We start from the raw sequence: 22,543 nt of genomic DNA on the forward strand, positions 1-22,543 counted from the left end.
GCCCGTCCGGCGATTGAGGACCGGGGTCCGGGGCAGCGCCCCGAAGGCCCGCACCACGCCCACCCGCACACGGCACCGGCACCGCCACCCCGCTACGCGGCAAACGTCTCCGCCAACGCCACCGCCTCCCCCAGGCTGTCCACCACCGGCACCCCCGCCCCCTCCAGACTGCTCCGACTGTGCGACCCCCCGGTGTACAGCACGGCCCGAGCCCCCACATGCGCCGCCGCCACCGCGTCGTCCAGCGCGTCCCCGATGACCACCGAATTCTCCGGCGCGATCCCGCCCACACCGGCCAGCGCCGCGAAGTGCCGCTCCATGTGGAGCGCCTTGCTCCCGCCGGACGGCCCCGTACGCCCCTCGACGCGGACGAACCGCGGCTCGATGCCGTACCCCCGCACCACCGGAACCAGCTGCTCGTGCCCGTACATGCTCAGGAGCGACTGACTGCGCCCCGCGAGCTGCCACTGATTCAGCAGCTCCTCCACCCCGGCGGTGAGCCCGCAGGCCACCCGCTGCTCCGCGTAATACCGGTGGAAGATGCCGTCCATCCGCTCCCACTCGGCCTCGGTGGGCAGCCGGCCCAGGAACCGCTCGTAGAACCGGGGTATGGGGATCGTGTACATCTCCCGGTACTGCTCCAGCGTGATCGGCGCCAGCTCGACCTCAGCGAACGCGGCGTTCGTCGCCTGGATGACGGCATGCGTGTCGTCGAGCAGTGTGCCGTTCCAGTCCCAGACCAGATGTGTGCGCGTCGTCCCGGAAGTCATACGGAAAATCTACCCGCCGGGTACGACAACGCCGCCCCTCAGGCGATGAGCTGCGGAATCTCCTGGACGCCGAACCAGAGCAGCTCGTGGTCCTCGGCGCCGTCCACGGTGAACTGCGCGTCGTCGTCTCCGAGGTCCGCCGCGCCCAGGGCCGCCGCCGCGGCGGCCACGTCCTTCTCCGCGTCGTCGGCGTCCACGTGCACCGCCGCCGCCTTGGCCAGCGGCAGCGCGCCGGCGATCCGCACCTCGCCGAGCGATGACGCGCTCAGCCCGTGATCGGGGTCGGCCACGGCGGACCCGTCCGGTACGTCGACGGCGACGACGACCCGGCGGCGCGCCTCGTCCGGGTTCCCGGCGATCGCCCTGAGCGAGGCCGCGGCGGCCCGGTTGAGCGCCGCGTACTCCAGCTCCTCGATGTCGTCGGAGACGTACCACTCGCGCAGCCCGGGGGTCACCGCGTAGGCGGTCAGCGGTCCGGGGCCGACCTCGCCCGCACCGTGCGCCGCTGCGAGACCGGAGAGGGTCAGGGGGACGTACACGCGCATGGCAGGTCGCTTTCGTAGAGGGAAACGTCCTCAGGATACGTGGGAACGTCCCCTTTCGGGTTTCGGCAACCGGGGCCGTCCGTCCACGGCCGACGCCTCGTCACCCCCGCTGTCGCCCTTGCCCCACAAGGGTCGAGCCACGGATAGGTGAATCGGCCCGCACGCGGTCGGCGCCCGGAGGCCCCTTGCGGGGCTGACGGCCGCACCCGTAGAAGATCCCCAACACAAGTTACCGCCCGGTAGACGCCGGGCCCGGTCAACGGGGGCGATCGATCATGAGCACGGACAGGACGAGGCCCGCCGGCCGACGCGACCAGAGCGGTCCCCGGTCGGTACCTCCGCAGCGGTCCCGCAGGCAGCCCCACCGGCCGCAGCGGCCCCACCAGTGGTTCGCCGAGCGCCTGCTCGCGGTCCTCAGCGGCCAGCGCCCGGTGCACTGGATGCTCGGCCACACCATCGGCGAGGCCTACGACCAGCTCGCCGAGCTGGCCCCGAGCACCCCGCTGGGGTCCGCCCGGGGCAGCCGCCCCGTCCTCCGCCACTGCCGCGGGGCCCAGCCCGCCACGGGCGTGGTCGAGGCGTTCGCCAGCATCGCCGCGGGCGACCGGGTCCGGGCGATGGCCTTCCGCCTGGAGCAGGGCGCCGACCAGCGCTGGCGCTGCGCCGCGGTGGAGCTGGGCGGCGAACGCCTCACGGCCGGCGCCCCGGGCCCCGGGTGACCCCGCGCACGCGGCAGGGGCCGGACACCCCGTGGTGTCCGGCCCCTGCCGCGCTGCCGCCGGTGCTACTTCTTGCGACGGCGACCGCCGCCGCCGTTCTTCTGGGCCTTGCGGCGCTCGGCACGCGTCATGCCGTCCGAGGAGCCCGCCCGTGCACCGTCGTCGTCGTTGGCGAAGTCGCCCTCGACGACACCGCCCTCCCCGTCGACCGTGGGAGCGGAGAAGTGGAGCCGGTCCGGCCGCTGCGGGGCCTCGAGGCCCTTGGCGCGGATCTGCGGGGCGGCCGTGGCGCCCTCCTTCTCCAGCGAGGTGCGCTCGGCGCCGTCCTTCACCGGAACCTCCTCGACCTGCTGCTCGACCTGGACCTCCAGGTTGAACAGGTAGCCGACGGACTCCTCCTTGATGCCCTCCATCATGGCGTTGAACATGTCGAAGCCCTCGCGCTGGTACTCGACCAGCGGGTCCTTCTGCGCCATGGCCCGCAGGCCGATGCCCTCCTGGAGGTAGTCCATCTCGTAGAGGTGCTCGCGCCACTTGCGGTCGAGCACCGAGAGGACGACGCGTCGCTCCAGCTCACGCATGATGTCGGAGCCGAGGGTGCTCTCGCGCTCCTCGTACTGCTCGTGGATGTCGTTCTTGACCGACTCGGCGATGAACTCGGCGGTGACGCCCGCCAGGTCCCCGGCCGCCTCCTCCAGCTCCTCGACCGTGACCTTCACCGGGTAGAGCTGCTTGAAGGCGCCCCACAGCCGGTCCAGGTCCCACTCCTCGGCGAAGCCCTCGGCGGTCTCCTGCCGGATGTAGTCGTCGATCGTGTCGTCCGTGAAGTGCCGGATCTGGTCCTGGAGGTCCTCGCCCTCCAGGACGCGGCGGCGCTCGCCGTAGATGACCTCGCGCTGCCGGTTGAGCACCTCGTCGTACTTCAGGACGTTCTTACGCGTCTCGAAGTTCTGCTGCTCGACCTGCGACTGGGCGGAGGCGATGGCGCGGGTGACCATCTTGTTCTCGATCGGGACGTCGTCCGGAACGTTCGCCATCGACATGACGCGCTCGACCATCTGCGCCTTGAACAGGCGCATCAGGTCGTCGCCCAGCGACAGGTAGAAGCGGGACTCGCCCGGGTCGCCCTGACGGCCGGAACGACCGCGCAGCTGGTTGTCGATACGGCGCGACTCATGGCGCTCGGTGCCGAGCACATAGAGCCCGCCGAGGTCCTTGACCTCTTCGAACTCCGCCTTCACGGCCAGCTCGGCCTGCTCCAGCGCGGCGGGCAGCGCGGCCGCCCACTCCTCGACGTTCTCCACCGGGTCGAGACCGCGCTGGCGCAGCTCCGCCTCGGCGAGGTCGTCCGGGTTGCCGCCGAGCTTGATGTCGGTGCCTCGGCCGGCCATGTTCGTCGCGACGGTGACGGCACCCTTGCGGCCCGCCTGGGCGACGATCGTCGCCTCCCGGTCGTGCTGCTTGGCGTTGAGGACCTCGTGCTGGACGCCGCGCTTGGAGAGCTGCTGCGAGAGGTACTCGGACTTCTCGACCGAGGTGGTGCCGACCAGGATCGGCTGACCCTTCTCGTGCTTCTCGGCGATGTCGTCGACGACCGCGGCGAACTTGGCGACCTCGGTGCGGTAGATCAGGTCCGACTGGTCGGCGCGGACCATCGGCCGGTTCGTCGGGATCGGCACCACGCCGAGCTTGTAGATCTGGTGGAACTCGGCGGCCTCGGTCATCGCCGTACCGGTCATGCCGGAGAGCTTGCCGTAGAGGCGGAAGAAGTTCTGCAGGGTGATCGTGGCGAGGGTCTGGTTCTCGTCCTTGATGTCCACCCCTTCCTTCGCCTCGATCGCCTGGTGCATGCCCTCGTTGTAGCGGCGGCCGGCGAGGATACGGCCGGTGTGCTCGTCGACGATCATGACTTCGCCGTCGATGACGACGTAGTCCTTGTCCTTCTTGAACAGTTCCTTGGCCTTGATGCCGTTGTTCAGATAACCGACGAGCGGGGTGTTCACCGACTCGTAGAGGTTGTCGATGCCGAGCCAGTCCTCGACCTTGGCGACACCGGGCTCGTGGATGGCCACGGTCCGCTTCTTCTCGTCGACCTCGTAGTCGCCGGTCTCCTCGATGCCCTTGAGCTGGTTGCCCGCCTCACCCCTGGTGAGGCGGGTGACCAGCTTGGCGAAGTCGCCGTACCACTTGGTGGCCTGGTCGGCCGGGCCGGAGATGATCAGCGGCGTACGGGCCTCGTCGACGAGGATCGAGTCGACCTCGTCGACCACGGCGAAGTTGTGGCCGCGCTGGACGAGCTCGTCCTTGGACCACGCCATGTTGTCGCGGAGGTAGTCGAAGCCGAACTCGTTGTTCGTGCCGTACGTGATGTCGCAGGCGTACTGCTCGCGGCGCTGCGCCGGGGTCATGTTGGCGATGATGCAGCCGACGGACAGGCCGAGGAACTTGTGGACCCGTCCCATCATCTCGGAGTCGCGCTCGGCGAGGTAGTCGTTGACCGTGATCAGGTGCACGCCCTTGCCGGAGAGCGCGTTCAGATAGGTGGGCAGGGTGCCGACGAGGGTCTTGCCCTCACCGGTCTTCATCTCGGCCACATAACCGAGGTGCAGGGCGGCTCCGCCCATCATCTGTACGTCGTAGTGGCGCTGTCCGAGGACGCGCTTCGCGGCCTCACGGACCGTGGCGAACGCTTCGGGAAGCAGGTCGTCCAGGCTCTCGCCGTCCGCGTACCGTTCCTTGTACTCGTCGGTGAGCGCCCGCAGCTCGGCGTCGGAGAGGTTGACGAAGTCCTCTTCGATGGAGCTGACCTGGTCCGCGATGCGGTGCAGTTTGCGCAGGATCTTGCCTTCGCCTGCACGCATGAGCTTGTTGAAGACGGACACTGAGGCTGGTCTCCTTGCCGATCGGGCCTGGCACTGGGTCGTGTAATGGACTCTGGCGCGGGCACGGCAGGTGGGCCCCACCGCAACGGCCATCGTAAGCGAGGACCCCACCGCGTCGGGAGGGCTGCCGTCGCGTGGACCTCGCCGCACCCTTATAAGACAACGGTCCAAAGGCACGGAAGGTGCCGGGAAGCCCGAAAAGTGCTCGCATCACGGGAGCGGGCTCACAAGAATCGGCCCATGGAGCCGATCACACTCACCACGGAACGTCTGCTGCTGCGGCCCTTCGGCCCGCAGGACACCTACCGGGTGCACGCCGCCTGCCAGGACCCGGACATCCAGCGCTGGACGGTGATCCCCTCCCCGTACCGCCTGACCGACGCGGAACTGTTCACCACGAAGCTCGCCCCCGCCGGCTGGCAGGACGACTCCGCGTACGGCTTCGCCCTGGTCCTGCGGGAGACCGGGGCGCTCGTCGGGGCGCTCGGCGTCGACCGCCGCAGCCGGCCGGGCACCTACGAGGTCGGCTACTGGTCCACCAAGGAGCACCGCGGCCGCGGATACGTCACCGAGGCGGTGCTCGGCTCCGCCCGTTGGGCCTTCGCCTCGCTCGGGGCGGACCGGCTGGAGTGGCGGGCCGAGATCGGCAATCTGGCCTCACGGGCCGTCGCCCTGCGGGCGGGATTCCGGCTGGAGGGAGAGCAGCGGTCCGGGCTGCTCAACAAAGGGGTGCGGCGCGACGCCTGGACGGCGGCCCTGCTCCCGTCCGACCTGGGGCTCGCGGGCACCCACCCGTACGTCCCCGAGCGGCACGCCCCGCGGCCCGGCGGGGCCCCGGATTCCGGACGGTGACCTGAGGGCGGAAATCCGGGGCCGGACTGTCAGTGGCGGCGTCTAGGGTTCGACGTATGACGCCTGTGCCTCCTCCCGCAGTCGAACTCTCCGCCGACCAGGCCCGCCGCATCGCGCTGCGCGCCCAGGGCTTCCTGGGAGCCCCGGACCGCCGGGCAGGGGTGCCGGGGGTGCTGCGCCACCTCGGAGCCGTCCAGCTGGACACGATCTCGGTGCTGGCCCGCTCGCACGAGCTGATCCCCTACGCCCGGCTCGGCCCGGTGGGCCGCCGAGCGGTGGAGGACGCCTACTGGTCGGGCGGCCGGACCTTCGAGTACTGGTCGCACGCCGCGTGCATCCTGCCGGTGGAGGAGTGGCCGCACTTCGCCTTCCGCCGCCGGGCCTACCGCTCCCGCCCGCACTGGAGCCACGATCTGCCCGACGGTTCGTACGACACCGTGATCAAGCAACTGCGCACCGAGGGCCCGCTGACGGCGACCGAGCTGGGCGGCGCGAAGAACGGCGGCGAGTGGTGGGACTGGTCGGCGTCCAAGGTCGCCGTCGAGCGGGCCCTGATGTACGGCGAGGTCGTGTGCACCGAGCGGCGCGGCTGGAAGCGGGTCTACGACCTGGCCGAGCGGGCCATCCCGGACGCCCTGCTGCACGACGGGTTGAGCGACGCCGAGTGCCGGCGGCGGCTGGTCGCGCTGGCCGGCCAGTCCCTGGGCGTCGGCACCCGCAGCGACATCGCGGACTACCACCGGCTGAAGGGCGAGGAGTTCGACTCCGTGGTGGCGGACTCGGGGCTGGTCCCGGTCGCGGTGGAGGGGTGGGCGAAGCCGGCCTGGGCGGACCCGGAGGCCCTGGCCACCGAGCCGCGCGGACGCCACCGTACGACGCTGTTGTCGCCGTTCGACTCCCTGATCTGGGAGCGGGCGCGCACGGAACGGATCTTCGGCTTCACGCACCGGCTGGAGGCCTACGTGCCCAAGCAGAAGCGGATCCACGGCTACTTCGCGATGCCGTTGCTGGCGGGCGGAAAGCTTCAGGGCCGGGTCGACCCGGCGCGCGAGGGCACCACGCTGGTCGCCCGGCAGGCGTCGCCGACCGGTCCGAAGGCGCTGGTCCCGATGGCCGAGGCCCTGGTGGAGGCGGCGGCCTGGGTGGGCTGCACGGACATCCGGGTGGACCGGGTCGACCCCCCGGAGCTGCGCGAGCCGCTCAGGACGGAGATCGGGCACGCGCTCCAGCGCGCCTACCGCTGACCGGGCCCGGAGCGGGAGCCGGGGCCGTCCGCTACCTGATCTCCAGGATCTTCTCGCGCATGGCATAGACCACGGCTTCCATCCGGGAGTGCAGCTGCAGTTTCTCCAGGATATTGCGGACGTGGTTCTTCACCGTGTTCTCGGAAATGAACAACTCCTTGGCGATATCCCGGTTGTTCATGCCGGTCGCCACGAGTTTCAGCACTTCCAGCTCGCGTTCGGTGAGCCGGGGCGCCGGCACGAGTCGCCGCTCGTCGGTGCGCTGGATCATCGATTTGAACTCGGTGAGCAGCTTGGAGGCCATGGAGGGGCTGATCTGGGACTGTCCGTCGGCGACCGCGCGAATGGCGGTGGCGACCTCGTCGGTGGAGATTTCCTTGAGGAGATATCCGGTCGCGCCCGCCTTGATCGCCTCGTAGAGGTCGGCTTCCTCGTCGCTGATCGTCAACATGATGATCTTCGCGCTGGGGGCCACCTCCTTGATGGCGGTGCAGGCCTCGATGCCGCCGCGCTTGGGCATCCGGACATCCATCAGAACGATGTCGGGCAGCAGGTCGGCGGCCTTGTCGACCGCCTCGGAGCCGTCCCCGGCCTCGCCGACGACCTGGATGTCCTCCTCCTGCGCGAGGACGATCTCCAGACCTCTGCGGAAGAGCGCGTGGTCGTCGACCACGAGGACCCTGATGGGCTCCTTGCGTGAAGCGCCGTCCGCGTCCGTGCCGGTATACGCACCGGCGGCGTCGTCGGAGTCATTCGCATCGCGCACGGGCCCGAAGGTGTCCGCCATCGTTCCTCCCCCTGAAGGCCACGGCCTGCAATGTCGGTCGTTCGCCAACGGCACCTCACAGAACACCGATTGGCTCGGGCCGCCATGATTCCATGCCCGCACCCCGACCCGGTGGCCCTGTACCCGTACACGGGTGCCCCCGGTGGCGCGAAAGCGCCCCGGGGGCACCCCGACGCTGTGGCCTCAGCCGCCGAGCGCACCGCCCGCGCCGCCGGCTTCGTCCGCGGCGAGCGGGTCGGTCCTCAGGTGGATGACGCCGTAGTCGTAGGCGTGTCGCCGGTAGACGACGCTGGGCTCCTTCGTCTCGGAGTCGACGAACAAGTAGAAGTCGTGGCCGACCAGTTCCATCTCGTAGAGCGCCTGGTCGAGCGACATGGGTGCGGCGGTATGGGTCTTCTCGCGCATCACGAGCGGCCCTTCGCCCTGCACTTCGAGCGAGCCGATCTTCGTGGTGGGGACGGGCTCCGACGGCTGGTCGCCGACCAGTTCACCGTCCTCGTCGAACGAAGCGACGCCGGGGACCACGTCCCCGACCTCGGCAGCCGACAGCCGGCCGTTGCCACGGCGGCTGTAGCGCTTGTCGTGCTGCTTGCGCAGCCGGGCCTCCAGCTTTCCGGTGGCCAGGTCGAGCGCTGCGTAAGGGTCGCCCGCCGCCGCTTCCGCCCGGATGACCGGTCCCCGGGAGCGGAGCGTGATCTCCACCCGGTCGGAACGGTCGGCCTGACGGGGATTCGGCTCCTTGGACACCTCGACGTCGAGGCTGATCACCTTGCCGTCGAACTTCTGGATCTTGTCCAGCTTCAGCTTCTCGGCCACGTGCTTGCGGAACCGCTCGGGCACCTCGGTCTTGCGGCCCTTGACGACGATGTCCACGCAGAACTCCGTTCCCGGATCGCCCCGCTCAGCGGCGGAGCATCTCCCTTTTGCACCAGGCCCCGGAGATCACCAGGGCCTCGGACTCGGTGGCTTTCGCCTCCTCCTCCCCCGCCGGAAGGATCGCAACCCCACCGACTTTGCGTGCTTCTCCTACCGGTGAGTTACCTGCCCGAAACCTGATGGTGCATTCATCGAGGCCCGGCATTCACCGTTCCTCACAACCGAACATAGCCTGCACACCAGGGTCTCGGCACCCGCTACCGGCACGTACCTCCGTTCAGGGGGTATTGCCCTCTCATTACCTGCAACGATGCAGGTTCTCGGTCAGTTCCGGTTTATTTCGAAGGCGGAGGGAGAAGCTGCGACGACCGCCGCCCGGCACTCTCCGTGCACGAAGGGCTCCCGACCGGCGCCGCGCGCCTGCCCGATGGCCCGTGCCGCCTCCGCCAGCGTCGACCCGGTCGTCAACAGATCGTCGACCAGGACCACCCGGTCGGGACGGAGCAGTCCCTTCCGCAGGAGTCGCTCTCCCCCGGCCGTGAGCTCCAGCGCTCCGGCCAGATTCGCCCGCCGCTGCCGCGCCCCGAGACCCGACTGGTCGACGACCGCGCGCCGCTGCCGCAGCACCGGAAGCACCTGGGCCGGCAGGCCTCCGCGCCGCAGGTCCCGCGCGGCCGTGGCGGCGATCCGGCGCACCGGGTCATGGCCGCGTGCCGCGGTCGAGGGACGCGCGGAGGGCACGGGCACCAGCAGCAGGGTCCCCGCACGGCCCGGTCGCCCCGTCCCGGCCCGCACACAACCCGCCAGGGCCCGTCCGAGCGCCCCCGCCAGCCCGAGTGCCCCTCGCTCCTTGTGGGCCAGCAGAACCGCACGTACGGCGTTCTCGTACGGCGCGGCGGCATGCACCGCCGGGAGTCCCGGGGGCCGGGGCGAGGGCCGGACCCGACGGGCCGGAGCACCGTGCAACGCGGCCCCGCAGAGCGCGCACAGCTCGGTGCGCGGTCTGCCGCAGCCGGCGCAGGCCACCGGCAGGAGCAGACCGGACAGCTCCTGCCACGCGTTCCGCATGACCCCACTGTGCCGGGACCGCCGGGACCGGACCACCCCTGTGGAAAACCCCGGGCGGCTCCCGGATCAGCCGGGGTAGACCAACGACGTGCCCTCCTTGAGGACCGTCTGCCAGTTGTCCCCCGGCGAGAGCTTCACGATGCCGTCGCCGACCGTCTCCGCCATCAGCGGAAGCAGCTCGTCGTCCGCCGCGGCCACCGACTGGACCTGGTTCACCCCGGGCAGCGCGCCCGAGGCCGACGTGGAGCCGTCCGCCTGCACGTAACGCACCTGCTGGACACCGCCCTCCTCCTTGCCGACCACCACGAGACGGCTGCGCCCCGACCAGGAGATGGCCCGCACGTCCGTGAGCTGCGGTGCGGCCTGGCGCAGGTCCTCGACCGAGATCTCGGGCGCCACCGACGACCCCCGGCGCTCGACCCGGCCGATCTTCAGCGTCGTATGCCCGTCCTCCGTCAGCAGCAGAGCGATCCGCACGCCGTCCGCGGACATCCGCAGCTCCTCGATCCGGGCGCCGTCGAGGCCCGGCACCCTGACCTCGTGGGGCTCGCCCGTTCCCCCGGCCAGCCGCAGCAGCCGGGGACCGGCCGGATCGCGGTCGGCGACCCACAGGTCCCCGCGCCCGTCCCAGCTCGGCGGCGACAGCCGGTCGGCGGCCTTCTTCGCCGTGCTGGTGACCAGTGGCTCGGCCAGTTCGCCCTCCGTCTCCAGGGAGGACACGTAGAGGCGCTGCCCGTTGGAGGAGACCGCGGCGGCCCGCTTCTCGTCCCGGGCCACCCCGACCGCGCCCATCGGGACGGCGCCCACGCCGAGGGGACCGGTCACGGGCTCGGGCGTGTCGGTGGCGCCGGGGATCCGCTCCACCTGGCCCTTGTCGTTGATGAAGTACTGGCTGTCGGCCCCTTCGGAGCCCTGGTCGGCGGAGAACTCCGGTGCGTCGTCGGCGTCCAGCGCGCAGAGCCGGCCCTCGCTGCCGTCCAGCTCCACCCGCTCGACCCGTGCCGAGGTCAGGTCCCGGAGCGTGAAGAGCACCTGGGCGGCCATCATCCGGCAGGCGCTCCGGCCCGCCTTGTCGGCCTTCTGGTTGAGCGGCACCTTCAGGATGTTCTGATCGTCCGGCGCCAGCGCGGTGACGCCCTTGCGCAGGGCGGTCCCCGTCGGGAACCGGGAGTCGACCACGGGCCGCAGCCAGTTCGTCGGCCCGGCGAGCAGCGTCCTGACGGTCTGGGTGGCGGTGTCCATCCGCGTGACCGGATCCGTGCGGTTGCGGACGTAGACGGGGTCCGCGACGAGCGTCGACTGCCCGTTCGTGCGCCCGGTGGCGAAGTAGTACTTGTTCACGGAGCGGTAGAGCCGCTTGAAGTCGGACTGCCCGAGGACCAGGCCGTCCGGCACGACGTCGATGCGCCACTCCTGCTTCCCCTCCGCCACCTTCTCCAGCACCAGGTGCAGGGTCTGGGAGTAGTCGGTGGGCGCGAGCGGCTGGTAGGAGCTCTGGGCGTCGACCGCCGCCACCTTCTCGCCGGTCAGCGTGTAGGTCGTCTCCCGGTCCCGGGTGTCCCGGTTGTCCTCGTCGTGGAGCAGGGGGCCGCTGCGGTTGGGGGCCTGGGCGAGCACCGTGGTGCCCCCGCTCGGCTGCCAGGTCCGCCGGGCGTCGGCGCTCAGATACTTCCGCGTGGTCGCGAACGCGGGATCGTCGCTGGTCATCGACTCCAGGAAGCCGTCGACGATCTCGCTGGGCGGTGCGCCCTCCCGGGGCGCCACCGCGTACACCTGCACCTGGGAGTCGCCGGGCTGCGAGGCGTCGACCGCCTTGACGTCCCCGGTCACCGGCATCGAGCCGCACCCGGCCAGCACCACGATGCCGCAGCCCAGCAGCGCGGACGTCCGCACCGCCCGTCCGCGGCCGCCCGGACGGCGGTCAGTACCCACGAGTGGTGTCCTCCTGGTCGGAATTCCGTACGCCACCGCTCGCGCGCCCACCGGGGCGCTCCTGGGCGGGGCGCGCCACGACACGTGCTCCGTTGCCGGGCAGCGCGGCGGGGTGCACCGACGAGGGAGCGCCGCTGTGCACGGCGGGGCCCCGGCCGGGCACCGGCAGCGGCGAACGCTCGCCTGCCCCGGGCTGCGGCGGCACGGACATCAGCCGGTGGTCGTCCGACACGCCCGTCCCGGCCTCGTCGCGCTCCCGGTTGCCCCGGTTGCGCCGCGAGTCCTCGGGCTCCAGCGGTATCGGCGAACCGCGCAGGGGCTCGTCCGCCGTACGCGGCAGGGTCAGCCGGAACTGGGAGCCGCCGCCCGGCTCGCCCCAGGCCTGGAGCCAACCACCGTGCAGCCGGGCGTCCTCCACGGCGATCGACAGGCCGAGACCAGTCCCGCCGGTCGTCCGGGCCCGCGCCGGGTCGGCGCGCCAGAACCGGTTGAAGACCCGGGTCGCCTCGCCGGGCTTGAGCCCGACCCCGTAGTCCCGGACGGCCACGGCGACCGCTCCCTGTGCCACACCCATCCGCACCACGACGTCCCGGCCCTCTCCGTGCTCGACGGCGTTGACCACGAGGTTGCGCAGGACGCGTTCGACGCGGCGGGCGTCGGCCTCGGCGATCACCGGCTGTTCGTCGCCGATGACCAGGATCCGGGTGCCCTTGCGCTCGGCGAGCGGCTCGGCGCCGCCGATCACCCGGTGCACCACGGTCCGCAGGTCTATCGGCTCGGCTTCCAGGGCCGCGGCGCCCGCGTCGAAGCGGCTGATCTCCAGCAGATCGGCAAGCAGCGACTCGAACCGGTCGAGCTGGTCGCCGAGCAGCTCGGCGGAGCGCGCGGTGACCGGGTCGAAGTCGGCACGCGCCTCGTGGATGACGTCGGCGGCCATCCTGACGGTCGTGAGCGGGGTGCGCAGCTCGTGCGAGACGTCGGAGACGAAGCGCCGCTGCATCCGGGAGAGCTCCTCCAGCTGCTGGATCTTCAGCTGGAGGTTCTGCGCCATCTTGTTGAAGGCCTCGCCGAGCCGGGCGATGTCGTCCTCGCCGGTGACCTTCATCCGTTCCTGGAGCTTGCCGGCGGAGAGCCGCTCGGCGATGCCTGCCGCCATCCGCACGGGCGTGACGACCTGGCGCACCACGAACCAGGCGATGGCCCCGAGCAGCACGACGACGAACAGCCCGGCGGTCGCCAGGGTCGTCTTGACCAGGGTCAGGGACTTCTCCTCCTGCGTGAGCGGGAAGAGGTAGTAGAGCTCGTAGGGGTGCTGATCGATGTCGTAGAGCCGCTTGCCGACGACGAGCCCCGGCTGCGACTCCTTGCCGTACGAGTACCGGATCAGGGAGTACGTCTGGAAGGCTCCCTGCCCCTTGCCCACGTCCTGGCGCAGGCGCTCGGGCACGCTGGACGCCTCGACGCTGCCCGAACCGCGCGGCGCACGGCTGCCCGCGCCCTCGCCCACGGTGTCCGCGCTGAGCGCCACCACGTTGAACGCGTTCTTGCCACCACTGGCCAGCTGATCGACGAGCTCGGTGCGCCAGGAGGTGCTGCCGGTCATGCCGTCGGTCGCGTCGCTGCCCTGTCCCCCCGGGGACAACGGGGCGTTCGCCTTCTCCTGGGCCGCGGCGAAACCACCGGCGGCCTGGGTCTGGGCGGCCTTGCCCTTCGCGTCGAGCAGGCCGTTCCGCACCTGTCCGATGACGACGAAGCCGAGCAGCAGCACGACCACGACCGACATCAGCAGGGTGCCCGCGACGACACGGAGCTGCAGGTTGCGCCGCCACAAGCGGACGGCAGGGAGCAACGGACGGCGCACCCACCGCATCAGCAACCGCGGTACGGGCCCGCCGGGCGTCCGGTCCTCGAACAACCGGCCGCCCTGCAGGAATCGGCTCATACGTGGTGCCCTCCGTCCCGGGCCGGCAGCCCGCTCCGTACGGACTCCCGGCTCCCCGGGCCCCGGAGCAGCACTGCCTCCGGCCATCTCAGCTAGGTCCGGCCTTGTAGCCGACGCCTCGGACCGTCACGACGATCTCCGGCCGTTCCGGGTCCTTCTCGACCTTGGAACGCAGACGCTGGACATGCACATTCACCAGGCGGGTGTCGGCCGCGTGGCGGTAACCCCACACCTGCTCCAGCAGGACCTCACGGGTGAAGACCTGCCACGGCTTGCGGGCGAGCGCGACCAGCAGGTCGAACTCCAGCGGAGTCAGGGCGATGGACTGCCCCTCCCGCTTCACGGAGTGCCCGGCCACGTCGATGACCAGGTCACCGATGGTCAGCTGCTCCGGGGCGGGTTCTTCGGACCGCCGCAGACGTGCCCTGATCCGGGCAACCAACTCCTTAGGTTTGAACGGCTTGACGATGTAGTCGTCGGCCCCTGATTCCAGGCCGACCACGACATCGACGGTGTCGCTCTTGGCAGTGAGCATGACGATCGGCACACCGGACTCGGCCCTGATCAGCCTGCACACCTCGATGCCGTCCCTTCCGGGCAGCATGAGGTCGAGCAGCACCAGGTCCGGCTTGGCCTCACGAAATGCGGCCAGTGCCTTGTCGCCGTCCGCTACGAACGACGGCTCGAAACCTTCTCCACGCAGCACAATCCCGAGCATCTCGGCCAGTGCGGTGTCGTCGTCGACGACAAGGACGCGTCCCTTCATAATCGACATCATCCCATTAGCTAATCGTTACCTGCGATGACCTGGCACACAGCTCTGCCAGTCCGACCCCTGTGACCGGGGAAATTGCGCCCTCCTCGGTGACGATCGCCGTGATCAGTTCCGGCGGTGTGACGTCGAAGGCCGGGTTGTACGCCGGTGCCCCGAGGGGTGCGACGACCATCCCGCCTCCGCCGCCGGCCGATACACCCTGCGCTGATGTGAGCTCCGTCACTTCTCTCCCGGAACGCTGCTCGACGATGATCGATGTGCCGTTCGGAGTCTCCAGATCCACGGTCGTCGTCGGCGCCACCACGATGAAGGGCACGTGGTGGTACTTGGCGAGCACGGCCAGCGGATAACTCCCCACCTTATTGGCCACCGAGCCGTCCGCGGCGATGCGATCCGCCCCTATCAGCACGGCATCGACCTCCCCGGCCGCGAACAGGGAACCCGCCGCGTTGTCCGTGAGCAGGCTGTACGCCAGACCGTTGCGCGCCGCCTCGTACGCCGTCAGCCGGGCCCCCTGGAGCAGCGGCCGCGTCTCGTCCACCCACAGCCGGCGCAGCCGCCCCCGCCGGTGCACCCGCAACGCCACGGCGAACGCCGTCCCCTCGCCCCCGGAGACCAGCGCCCCGGTATTGCAGTGGGTCAGCAGCTGATACCCGCGGCCCGGCAGCAGCTCCTCCAGCAGCACCTCGCCGTGCTCCGCCATACGCCTGCTGGCCTGGGCATCCTCCCGGTGCAGGGCCCGCGCCTCGGCCAGCGCCGCCGCGGCGGCGGCCTCGTCCCCCGCCCCCTTCCCGACGGCCTCCCAGTAGACCGCCGCCACCCGCCGCACCCCATAGCCGAGGTTCACGGCGGTGGGCCGCGCCTGCTCCAGCAGACCCGCCGCCTCCGCGACGTCGTAGCCCCGGGCCGCCGCGAGCGCCACCCCGTAGCCCCCGGCGATCCCGAGCAGCGGAGCCCCTCGCACCGCCAGCGTCCGGATCGCCCGCACCAGCACGGGCACATCGGTGCACACCAGCTCGACCTCCTCGGCGGGCAGCCGCGTCTGGTCGAGAAGCACCAGCACGGGACCTTCCGGAGGTTCGTCCCAGCGAAGTACGGGAAGCGCGGGAGGCTCGTTGCCCACCGGCGATTGCGCGTCCTGATCAGCCATCTGTCCAGTCTGCCCGCTGAGCAGCCCGCACATGAAGGTGCGAAGGAGATAGAGCGGCTGGTCCGCCCCGGGCCGACGCGTGGCACGATGGCTGCCAACCTGCCGCCCCGATGAGCGGTCAGGACGGTGAAGGAGCGAGAATGAACGACTCTCCGGGCTGGGCTTCGCCCGGATCTGCCCCCTCCGACGGCAAGGAGACGGCGATTCCCCGCCCCTCCGACCCCCAGGACGGAAGCGGCCCGACGGGACAGTGGTCCCCCGAGCAGCCGCCTCCCGGGCAGTGGTCCCCACCGAGCAACCCCGGCAGCGGCCCCGGAACACAGCCGCCCGCACCCGGCTGGGGCGGCGGCCCGCAGCGACAGGGCTGGGCAGGACCACCGCCGGCCGCGAAGCCCGGCGTCATCCCGCTGCGCCCCCTGGGCCTCGGCGACATCCTCGACGGCTCCGTCTCCGCCCTGCGCGCCCACTGGCGCACGGCACTCGGCTTCAGCCTCGCGGTCTCGGTGGTCACCCAGATCGCGGTCATCCTCATGCAGCGTTATCTGCTGCCGGAACCGACCACCGTCGACCCGAACGCCACCGGCGCCGAGGCCCTCCGCCAGACCGCCGATTCGGCCCGCTCGACACTGATCTCCCTGGGCCCGGCCTCCCTCATCTCGATGATCGCCACGCTCTTCACCGCGTCGATCGTCACCGTCGTCATCAGCCGCTCCGTGCTGGGCCGCCCCACCACGCTCTCCGACGCCTGGGCAGAGGCCCGCCCCCGGGTCCTCCCGCTGCTCGGACTGACCGTCCTGGTGGCCGTGATCATGGCCGCCATCATGACCGTGGGCATCGGACCGGGCCTGCTCCTGGGCTCCGAGGCCGGGGCCGCACTCGCCTTCCTCGGCTTCGCCGCCGCCTGCGTCGTGATGCTCTGGCTCAACGTCAGCTTCGCCCTCGCCGCCCCCGCACTGATGCTGGAACGACAGAGCATCGTGGCCGCACTGCGCAGGTCGGCGAAGCTGGTCCGCGGCGCCTGGTGGCGCACCTTCGGGATCCTCGCCCTGACCTGGCTGCTGACCTTCCTGCTGACGTTCCTCGTCTCCATCCCGTTCGGCATCATCGCGGTGATCGCCGACGGAACCGACGTCAGCGACTTCTTCAGCAGCAGCCCTCCCTCCTTCGGCTGGCCGTTCCTGATCATCACCGGCGTCGGCGAAGTGATCGTCTCGACACTGATCTACCCCTTCGTCGCCGGCGTGATGGCCCTCCTCTACATGGACCAGCGCATCCGCCGCGAAGCCCTGGACCTCGACCTGGCACGGGCCGCCGGGCTGCCCGGCTTCGGCGTCGACACCCCCAGGAGCTGATGCGGTGTCGGGGGCGGGGGGCATCACCACAGCACAGCGGGGCGCCACAGCCGGCGACATACCCGTGGACACTCCACGTCTCCCCGCACGGGAGGCGGCCGAGAGCGAACTGTCCAAGCCGATGTACCACGAGAACGACCCGAACTTCCTCCAGCGCGCCCTGAACCAGTTCTGGGACTGGGTCGCCGGAGTGTTCGACGCCGCCGCGAGTGCCGCCCCCGGCGGCCCGGCCGGACTCGTCGTCCTGGTCGTCATCGTCATCGGCCTTGCCGCCGCCCTCTGGTGGCGGCTCGGCACCCCGCAACGCTCGCCCCGCAGCGCGGACGCCCTCTTCGACAACGACGGCCCCCGCGGCGCGGCCCAGCACCGCGCCGCCGCCGAGGCCCACGCCGCGGCTCTGCGCTGGACCGAAGCCGTCCAGGAACGCATGCGCGCCATCGTCCGAGCCCTGGAAGAGCGCGCTCTGCTCGACCCCCGCCCCGGCCGCACCGCGGACGAAGCCGCAGCCGAAGCGGGCCGCACCCTGCCCGAGCACGCCACCCGGCTGCGCGCCGCCGCCCGGAGCTTCGACGACGTGACATACGGCGGCCGCACCGCGGACCAGCCGACATATCTGTCCCTGCGCACCCTCGACCTCGAACTCGACGAGGCAAAGCCGCTGCTGCCCGGCACCGCCCGAGGAGCCACCGGATGACCGCGGCGACCACCGCTTCCCCCACCTCGACGGCGCCCACCCCGGGCCAGGTCTGGACTCGTGCCCGAGGCATCCTGGCCGTCGTCCTCATCCTCGTCGTCGCCGGCGTCACGTTCGCCGCCGTACGCTCCGGAACGAACCACGTGCAGCTCGACCCCCGCTCCGCGGACCCCAAGGGCAGCCGCGCCGTGGCCGAACTCCTCAAGGCACGCGGCATATCCGTCACCGTCGCCACCACCCTCGACGAAGCCACCGCCGCGACCGGCCCCGACACCACGCTCCTGGTCGCCGGCCCCAACCTCCTGACACGGTCGCAACAGCTCCGACTCGGCGAGACGACCTCCATGTCCGCGGGACGCACTCTGCTGATCGCCCCGGGGCCGGGGGCCACACCCCGACTCGCCCCCGGCGTCCGCGCCAAGCCGCACCACGCCGTCAGCGCTCTCCCTCCGTCGTGCGAGCTCCGCGCCGCCCGCCGGGCGGGCACCGCGGACATGGGCGGCACCCGCTACACGGCACAGGACCCCACCGCCGTCACCTGCTACCCGAGCGCGGGCCTCCCCAGCCTGGTCGTCCTCCCGACCGGGGCGAACGGCGACACCGTCGTCCTCGGCTCCCCCGACCTCCTCCACAACGAGCGTCTCGACAAGCAGGGCAACGCCTCGCTCGCCCTGCAACTCCTCGGCTCCCGCCCCCATCTCGTCTGGTACCTCCCCTCTCTCACCGATCCATCCGCAACAGCCGACGCCCCCGACAACGGCGACGGAAACGGAGACAAGGAACAGTCCGAGGACGGAGCAGGGAACGACCCGGACCACGCGGACGACGAAAGCAGCTTCCTCGACCTCGTCCCCTCCGGCTGGCTGTGGGGAACACTCCAACTCGCCCTCGCCGCCGCCCTCGCCGCCGTCTGGCGGGCCCGCCGACTCGGCCCCCTGGTGACAGAACGGCTACCAGTGGCCATCCGCGCATCCGAAACCGCCGAAGGCCGCTCCTTCCTCTACCGGAAGGCCAACGCCCGCGACCGGGCCGCCGAGGCCCTCCGAGCCGCCACCCGCACCCGCATCGCCCCCCTCGCCGGTGTGCCCGCCCGTGATGCGCACACCCCCGACGTCCTCCTCACCGCCGTCTCCACCCGCATCACCGCCCCCGAACACGACCTCAGCGCCCTGCTCTTCGGTACGGCTCCCGCCACCGATGCCGCCCTGGTCCTCCTCGTCGATCAACTCGACGCCCTCGAAAGAGAGGTACGCACTTCATGAGCGCCCCGACCCCCGAGCCGGCCGAGTACGCGGTGCCCGCTGCGGCCCCCATGAGGCCCGCGGAACCGGAGCCGTCCGACAGGGCCCGTGCGTCCCTGGAGGCCCTGCGCTCCGAGATCGCCAAGGCTGTCGTCGGCCAGGACCCCGCCGTCACCGGACTCGTCGTCGCGCTGCTCTGCCGCGGTCACGTACTCCTCGAGGGCGTGCCCGGAGTGGCCAAGACCCTGCTGGTGCGTGCGCTCGCCGCTTCCCTCGAACTCGACACGAAGCGCGTCCAGTTCACACCCGACCTGATGCCCAGCGACGTCACGGGCTCACTGGTCTATGACGCGCGCACCGCCGAATTCTCCTTCCAGCCCGGCCCCGTCTTCACCAACCTGTTGATCGCCGACGAGATCAACCGCACCCCTCCCAAGACCCAGTCCTCCCTCCTCGAGGCGATGGAGGAACGGCAGGTCACCGTCGACGGAACGCCACGGCCACTGCCTGACCCCTTCCTCGTCGCCGCCACCCAGAACCCCGTCGAGTACGAAGGCACCTATCCCCTCCCCGAAGCGCAACTGGACCGCTTCCTGCTCAAACTGACGGTTCCGCTCCCCTCACGGCAGGACGAGATCAACGTCCTCACCCGTCACGCCGACGGCTTCAACCCACGCGACCTGAAGGCCGCCGGGATACAGCCCGTCGCCGGACCCGCCGCATTGGAAGCAGCACGCGAAGCTGTCGCCAGGACGACCGTCTCCCCCGAGATCGCCGGCTATGTCGTGGATATCTGCCGTGCCACGCGCGATTCCCCCTCGCTCGCCCTCGGCGTCTCCCCTCGAGGCGCCACCGCACTGCTGTCGACCGCCCGCGCCTGGGCCTGGCTGACCGGCCGGGACTATGTCATCCCGGACGACGTGAAGGCTCTGGCGCTGCCCACACTCCGTCATCGCATCCACCTGCGGCCCGAGGCGGAAATGGAAGGAGTCACCCCGGACTCCGTCATCGCCTCAGTGCTCGCCCACGTCCCCGTACCCCGATGAGGCGGTGACCATGGCCCTCACCGGACGTACCGCGCTGCTGGCCGCCCTGGCGTCACTCCCCGTAGGGATCTTCGCTCCCAGTTGGACCGGGATGCTTGCGGTCAACGCACCGCTCTCCCTGGCAATTCTGTGTGACTACGCCCTGGCCGCGCCAGTGCGCACGCTTCGATTCACTCGATCTGGTGATACATCTGTTCGACTCGGTGACGCGGCAGAAGTTCAACTGACGGTGACCAACACCTCGCGCCGGCGCCTACGCGCCCAGCTGCGGGACGCCTGGCCTCCCAGCAGCTGGACCTCGGGCGCCGAACCGCGCGCTTCACGTCACACGGTGACGATCCCCGCCGGGGAACGACGGCGCCTGGTCACCGTTCTGCGCCCCACGCGCCGCGGAGAACGGCGGGCGGAACACATCACGATCCGCTCGTTCGGCCCGCTCGGCCTCGCCGCCCGCCAAGGGCAGCACCGCGCCCCGTGGACCGTACGGGTCCTGCCGCCGTTCACCAGCCGCAAGCATCTGCCTTCCCGGCTCGCCCGGCTCCGGGAACTCGACGGCCGTACCAGCGTTCTGACCCGCGGTGAGGGCACGGAGTTCGACAGCCTGCGGGCCTACGTGCCCGGGGACGACACGCGTTCCATCGACTGGCGGGCCACAGCACGCCAGTCCGTCGTAGCGGTCCGGACCTGGCGTCCCGAGCGTGACCGGCACATCTCGATCGTCCTCGATACCGGACGGACATCCGCGGGCCGGGTGGGCGACGTCCCCCGCATGGACGCCTCGATGGACGCCACACTCCTTCTCACCGCACTCGCCACGCGCGCCGGCGACCGCGTGAGCCTCCTCGCCTACGACCGTCAGGTCCGAGCCCGGGTACACGGCCGAACGACCACGGGCAATGTCCTGGCCACCGTCATCAACACCCTGGCCACGCTGGAACCCGAACTGATCGAGACGGATGCCCGGGGCCTCAGCAACGCCGCTCTCGCCGACGCTCCCCGCGGCTCGCTGATCGTCCTCCTCACGACGCTGGAGGCCGCTCCCATCGAGGAGGGGCTCGTCCCGGTGCTCCCTCAGCTCACTCAGCGCCACACCGTTCTGCTGGCCGCGGTCTCCGACCCTCGGATCGAGGAGATGGCCGACGCCCGGGGAACGGTGGACTCGGTGTACGACGCGGCAGCCGCCGGCCAGGCCCAGGCCGACCGCCGCCGCACCGCCGACCGGCTCCGGCGCCACGGCGTCGTCGTCGTGGACGCCACTCCGGACCATCTCGCTCCCGCGCTCGCCGATGCCTACCTGGCCCTGAAGGCCGCAGGCCGTCTCTGAGAGGGCGGTTGGTGACTCTTCGAGTGGTTCCGTGGTCGCCTGATGGTGTGAGCGAGGACGGAATCCACTGGTCTGCGGGGCGCTTTCGGGGCCTTCCGGCGCACCGCAGCCGTATGGCGGGCGGTCGGGACTCTTGGTAGGGGCCGTCGTGCACCTATCCATTGACATGGCCATGACATGCTTGGAGAGTTGCCCTTCTCCGTGCCCGCCGCAGCACACATCTTCGGCCGGGACCGGTATGCAGACCGTCGAAAGGAGCACGATGAACCGCTTAGCCCGAACTCTCCTCCCCATCACCATGGGTGCTGCCCTGATGGTGCCGCTGGCCCACTCCGCCACCGCGGTGGAGACCGGCGCCCCTGGCGTTTCCCCCACCGCGGCCGGGAAGAAGGTCGCCGGCGATGTCCACGCCACGGTCAGCCGCGACTCCGTCATCCAGCGGGCCAAGACCTGGCTGACGGCGAACAACGGCAGTCAGGTGCCCTACAGCCAGACCGCGACGTTCGGCGGATACCGTGCGGACTGCTCCGGATACGTCAGCATGGCGCTCCAGTACGGCAAGCCCGGCGCCAATACGGTGATGCTGGCAAGCTCAGACTTCACCACGCCGATCAACATTGCACAGCTCACCAAGGGCGACCTGATCATCGACGCGGCGGGCAGCAGCACCACGCGCCACGTCGTGATCTTCGAGAAGTGGACGAGTAGCGCCCACACCAGCTACAAGGCGTACGAGCAGCGCGGAGGGCACGGTACGGACTACCGCACACTCAGCTACGGGATCGGGGCGGACGAGTACGACGCGTACCGTCCCAAGAAGTACTGACACTCCCCGTACGCGCGCGGCCCGCGGCACCCCCACCGCCGCCGGAAGTGTGGCGCGGCAGTGAACAGAACGCCCTCCGGGCCGGCCCGGGGGGCGTTCTGCACCGTCTTCAATGAGGCCACCGCCCCCTCAGGGACCGTGAGGTCTGCGAAGCTCTCCACCACGAGCAACTGCTCGGCCGGCCTCTGGAACCGGTCCGGAACGCAGAAAAGCCCCGTGCCAATGGCACGGGGCTTTCCCGGAAAAATTGTTCGGCGGCGTCCTACTCTCCCACAGGGTCCCCCCTGCAGTACCATCGGCGCTGAAAGGCTTAGCTTCCGGGTTCGGAATGTAACCGGGCGTTTCCCTAACGCAATGACCACCGAAACACTATGAAATTAACCAACACCGGAACACAACACGGCCGTTCGTTATTTCAGAACTAACACAGTGGACGCGAGCAACTGAGGACAAGCCCTCGGCCTATTAGTACCAGTCAGCTCCACCCCTTACAGGGCTTCCACATCTGGCCTATCAAC

General features: G+C 70.6%; 19 protein-coding genes and 1 rRNA gene. 9 read left to right on the top strand and 11 right to left on the bottom strand.

Features of this window, described 5'->3' with window-relative positions; all coding sequences use genetic code 11:
- Positions 1-92: 92 nt before the first annotated feature.
- Both ACH4UK_RS06775 and ACH4UK_RS06780 read right to left on the bottom strand, forming a co-directional pair.
- Entirely contained in the window at positions 93-770 is a 678-nt protein-coding gene (locus tag ACH4UK_RS06775; protein WP_398354882.1) for an HAD family hydrolase, read from the bottom strand.
- Between the two features lie 38 nt (positions 771-808).
- Positions 809-1,315: a DUF6912 family protein gene (locus ACH4UK_RS06780; protein WP_398354883.1), complete on the bottom strand. Its 507-nt coding sequence runs from the start codon at positions 1,313-1,315 to the stop codon at positions 809-811.
- Between the two features lie 275 nt (positions 1,316-1,590).
- Here ACH4UK_RS06780 and ACH4UK_RS06785 point away from each other — a divergent pair, with 275 nt between their 5' ends.
- A complete protein-coding gene (locus tag ACH4UK_RS06785) occupies positions 1,591-2,034 on the top strand; it encodes an Rv3235 family protein (protein WP_398354884.1) in 444 nt (147 codons plus the stop codon).
- A 65-nt stretch (positions 2,035-2,099) separates the two neighbouring features.
- Here the strand turns inward: ACH4UK_RS06785 and secA are convergent, their stop codons facing one another.
- Positions 2,100-4,916, bottom strand: coding sequence for a preprotein translocase subunit SecA (gene secA, locus ACH4UK_RS06790; protein ID WP_398354885.1), 2,817 nt, complete (start codon positions 4,914-4,916; stop codon positions 2,100-2,102).
- Between the two features lie 240 nt (positions 4,917-5,156).
- On the opposite strand from secA, the gene ACH4UK_RS06795 reads away from it, so the two are divergent.
- Together ACH4UK_RS06795 and ACH4UK_RS06800 are read left to right on the top strand one after the other, a co-directional pair.
- A complete protein-coding gene (locus ACH4UK_RS06795) occupies positions 5,157-5,768 on the top strand; it encodes a GNAT family N-acetyltransferase (protein ID WP_398354886.1) in 612 nt (203 codons plus the stop codon).
- A gap of 56 nt (positions 5,769-5,824) precedes the next feature.
- Positions 5,825-7,012, top strand: coding sequence for a winged helix-turn-helix domain-containing protein (locus ACH4UK_RS06800; RefSeq protein ID WP_398354887.1), 1,188 nt, complete (start codon positions 5,825-5,827; stop codon positions 7,010-7,012).
- Positions 7,013-7,043: 31 nt separating this feature from the next.
- Here ACH4UK_RS06800 and ACH4UK_RS06805 read toward each other — a convergent pair whose 3' ends face one another.
- The 7 genes from ACH4UK_RS06805 to mtnA all read right to left on the bottom strand — a co-directional run bounded on the left by ACH4UK_RS06805 (position 7,044) and on the right by mtnA (position 15,542).
- Positions 7,044-7,799: a response regulator gene (locus ACH4UK_RS06805; protein WP_398354888.1), complete on the bottom strand. Its 756-nt coding sequence runs from the start codon at positions 7,797-7,799 to the stop codon at positions 7,044-7,046.
- Positions 7,800-7,982: 183 nt separating this feature from the next.
- Complete coding sequence (gene hpf, locus ACH4UK_RS06810) at positions 7,983-8,672, bottom strand: ribosome hibernation-promoting factor, HPF/YfiA family (protein WP_003968752.1); 690 nt, start codon at positions 8,670-8,672, stop codon at positions 7,983-7,985.
- Positions 8,673-8,999: 327 nt separating this feature from the next.
- Complete coding sequence (locus ACH4UK_RS06815) at positions 9,000-9,743, bottom strand: ComF family protein (RefSeq protein ID WP_398354889.1); 744 nt, start codon at positions 9,741-9,743, stop codon at positions 9,000-9,002.
- Between the two features lie 66 nt (positions 9,744-9,809).
- A complete protein-coding gene (locus ACH4UK_RS06820) occupies positions 9,810-11,636 on the bottom strand; it encodes an LpqB family beta-propeller domain-containing protein (RefSeq protein ID WP_398354946.1) in 1,827 nt (608 codons plus the stop codon).
- Positions 11,637-11,664: 28 nt separating this feature from the next.
- Positions 11,665-13,704 (bottom strand): MtrAB system histidine kinase MtrB, encoded by a 2,040-nt coding sequence (gene mtrB / locus ACH4UK_RS06825; RefSeq protein ID WP_398354890.1) that lies wholly within the window; start codon positions 13,702-13,704, stop codon positions 11,665-11,667.
- A gap of 1 nt (position 13,705) precedes the next feature.
- Positions 13,706-14,395, bottom strand: coding sequence for a two-component system response regulator MtrA (gene mtrA / locus ACH4UK_RS06830; protein ID WP_007448372.1), 690 nt, complete (start codon positions 14,393-14,395; stop codon positions 13,706-13,708).
- A gap of 4 nt (positions 14,396-14,399) precedes the next feature.
- Positions 14,400-15,542 carry an S-methyl-5-thioribose-1-phosphate isomerase gene (mtnA, locus tag ACH4UK_RS06835; RefSeq protein WP_398354891.1) on the bottom strand — a complete coding sequence of 381 codons (1,143 nt, stop codon included), beginning with the start codon at positions 15,540-15,542 and terminating at the stop codon, positions 14,400-14,402.
- A gap of 140 nt (positions 15,543-15,682) precedes the next feature.
- Here mtnA and ACH4UK_RS06840 point away from each other — a divergent pair, with 140 nt between their 5' ends.
- The 6 genes from ACH4UK_RS06840 (at position 15,683) to ACH4UK_RS06865 (ending at position 22,025) form a co-directional block, all read left to right on the top strand.
- Positions 15,683-16,894, top strand: coding sequence for a hypothetical protein (locus ACH4UK_RS06840; RefSeq protein ID WP_398354892.1), 1,212 nt, complete (start codon positions 15,683-15,685; stop codon positions 16,892-16,894).
- Positions 16,895-16,898: 4 nt separating this feature from the next.
- Entirely contained in the window at positions 16,899-17,588 is a 690-nt protein-coding gene (locus tag ACH4UK_RS06845; protein ID WP_398354893.1) for a DUF4129 domain-containing protein, read from the top strand.
- On the top strand, positions 17,585-18,850 hold the full coding sequence (locus ACH4UK_RS06850; protein WP_398354894.1) for a DUF4350 domain-containing protein: 1,266 nt from the start codon (positions 17,585-17,587) through the stop codon (positions 18,848-18,850). Before ACH4UK_RS06845 ends, ACH4UK_RS06850 begins: the two co-directional genes overlap by 4 nt.
- Entirely contained in the window at positions 18,847-19,875 is a 1,029-nt protein-coding gene (locus ACH4UK_RS06855) for an AAA family ATPase (protein ID WP_398354895.1), read from the top strand. Before ACH4UK_RS06850 ends, ACH4UK_RS06855 begins: the two co-directional genes overlap by 4 nt.
- A gap of 10 nt (positions 19,876-19,885) precedes the next feature.
- A complete protein-coding gene (locus ACH4UK_RS06860) occupies positions 19,886-21,199 on the top strand; it encodes a DUF58 domain-containing protein (RefSeq protein ID WP_398354896.1) in 1,314 nt (437 codons plus the stop codon).
- A gap of 262 nt (positions 21,200-21,461) precedes the next feature.
- The gene (locus ACH4UK_RS06865; RefSeq protein ID WP_398354897.1) at positions 21,462-22,025 is read left to right on the top strand and encodes a hypothetical protein; all 564 of its coding nucleotides are present in this window, start codon (positions 21,462-21,464) and stop codon (positions 22,023-22,025) included.
- Between the two features lie 249 nt (positions 22,026-22,274).
- On the opposite strand, the gene rrf is transcribed toward ACH4UK_RS06865, so the two are convergent.
- Positions 22,275-22,391 (bottom strand): 5S ribosomal RNA (gene rrf / locus ACH4UK_RS06870).
- Between the last annotated feature and the right edge of the window lie 152 nt (positions 22,392-22,543).

Origin of the sequence: Streptomyces sp. NPDC020884 (assembly GCF_044333935.1) — a bacterium.
Lineage (GTDB): Bacteria > Actinomycetota > Actinomycetes > Streptomycetales > Streptomycetaceae > Streptomyces.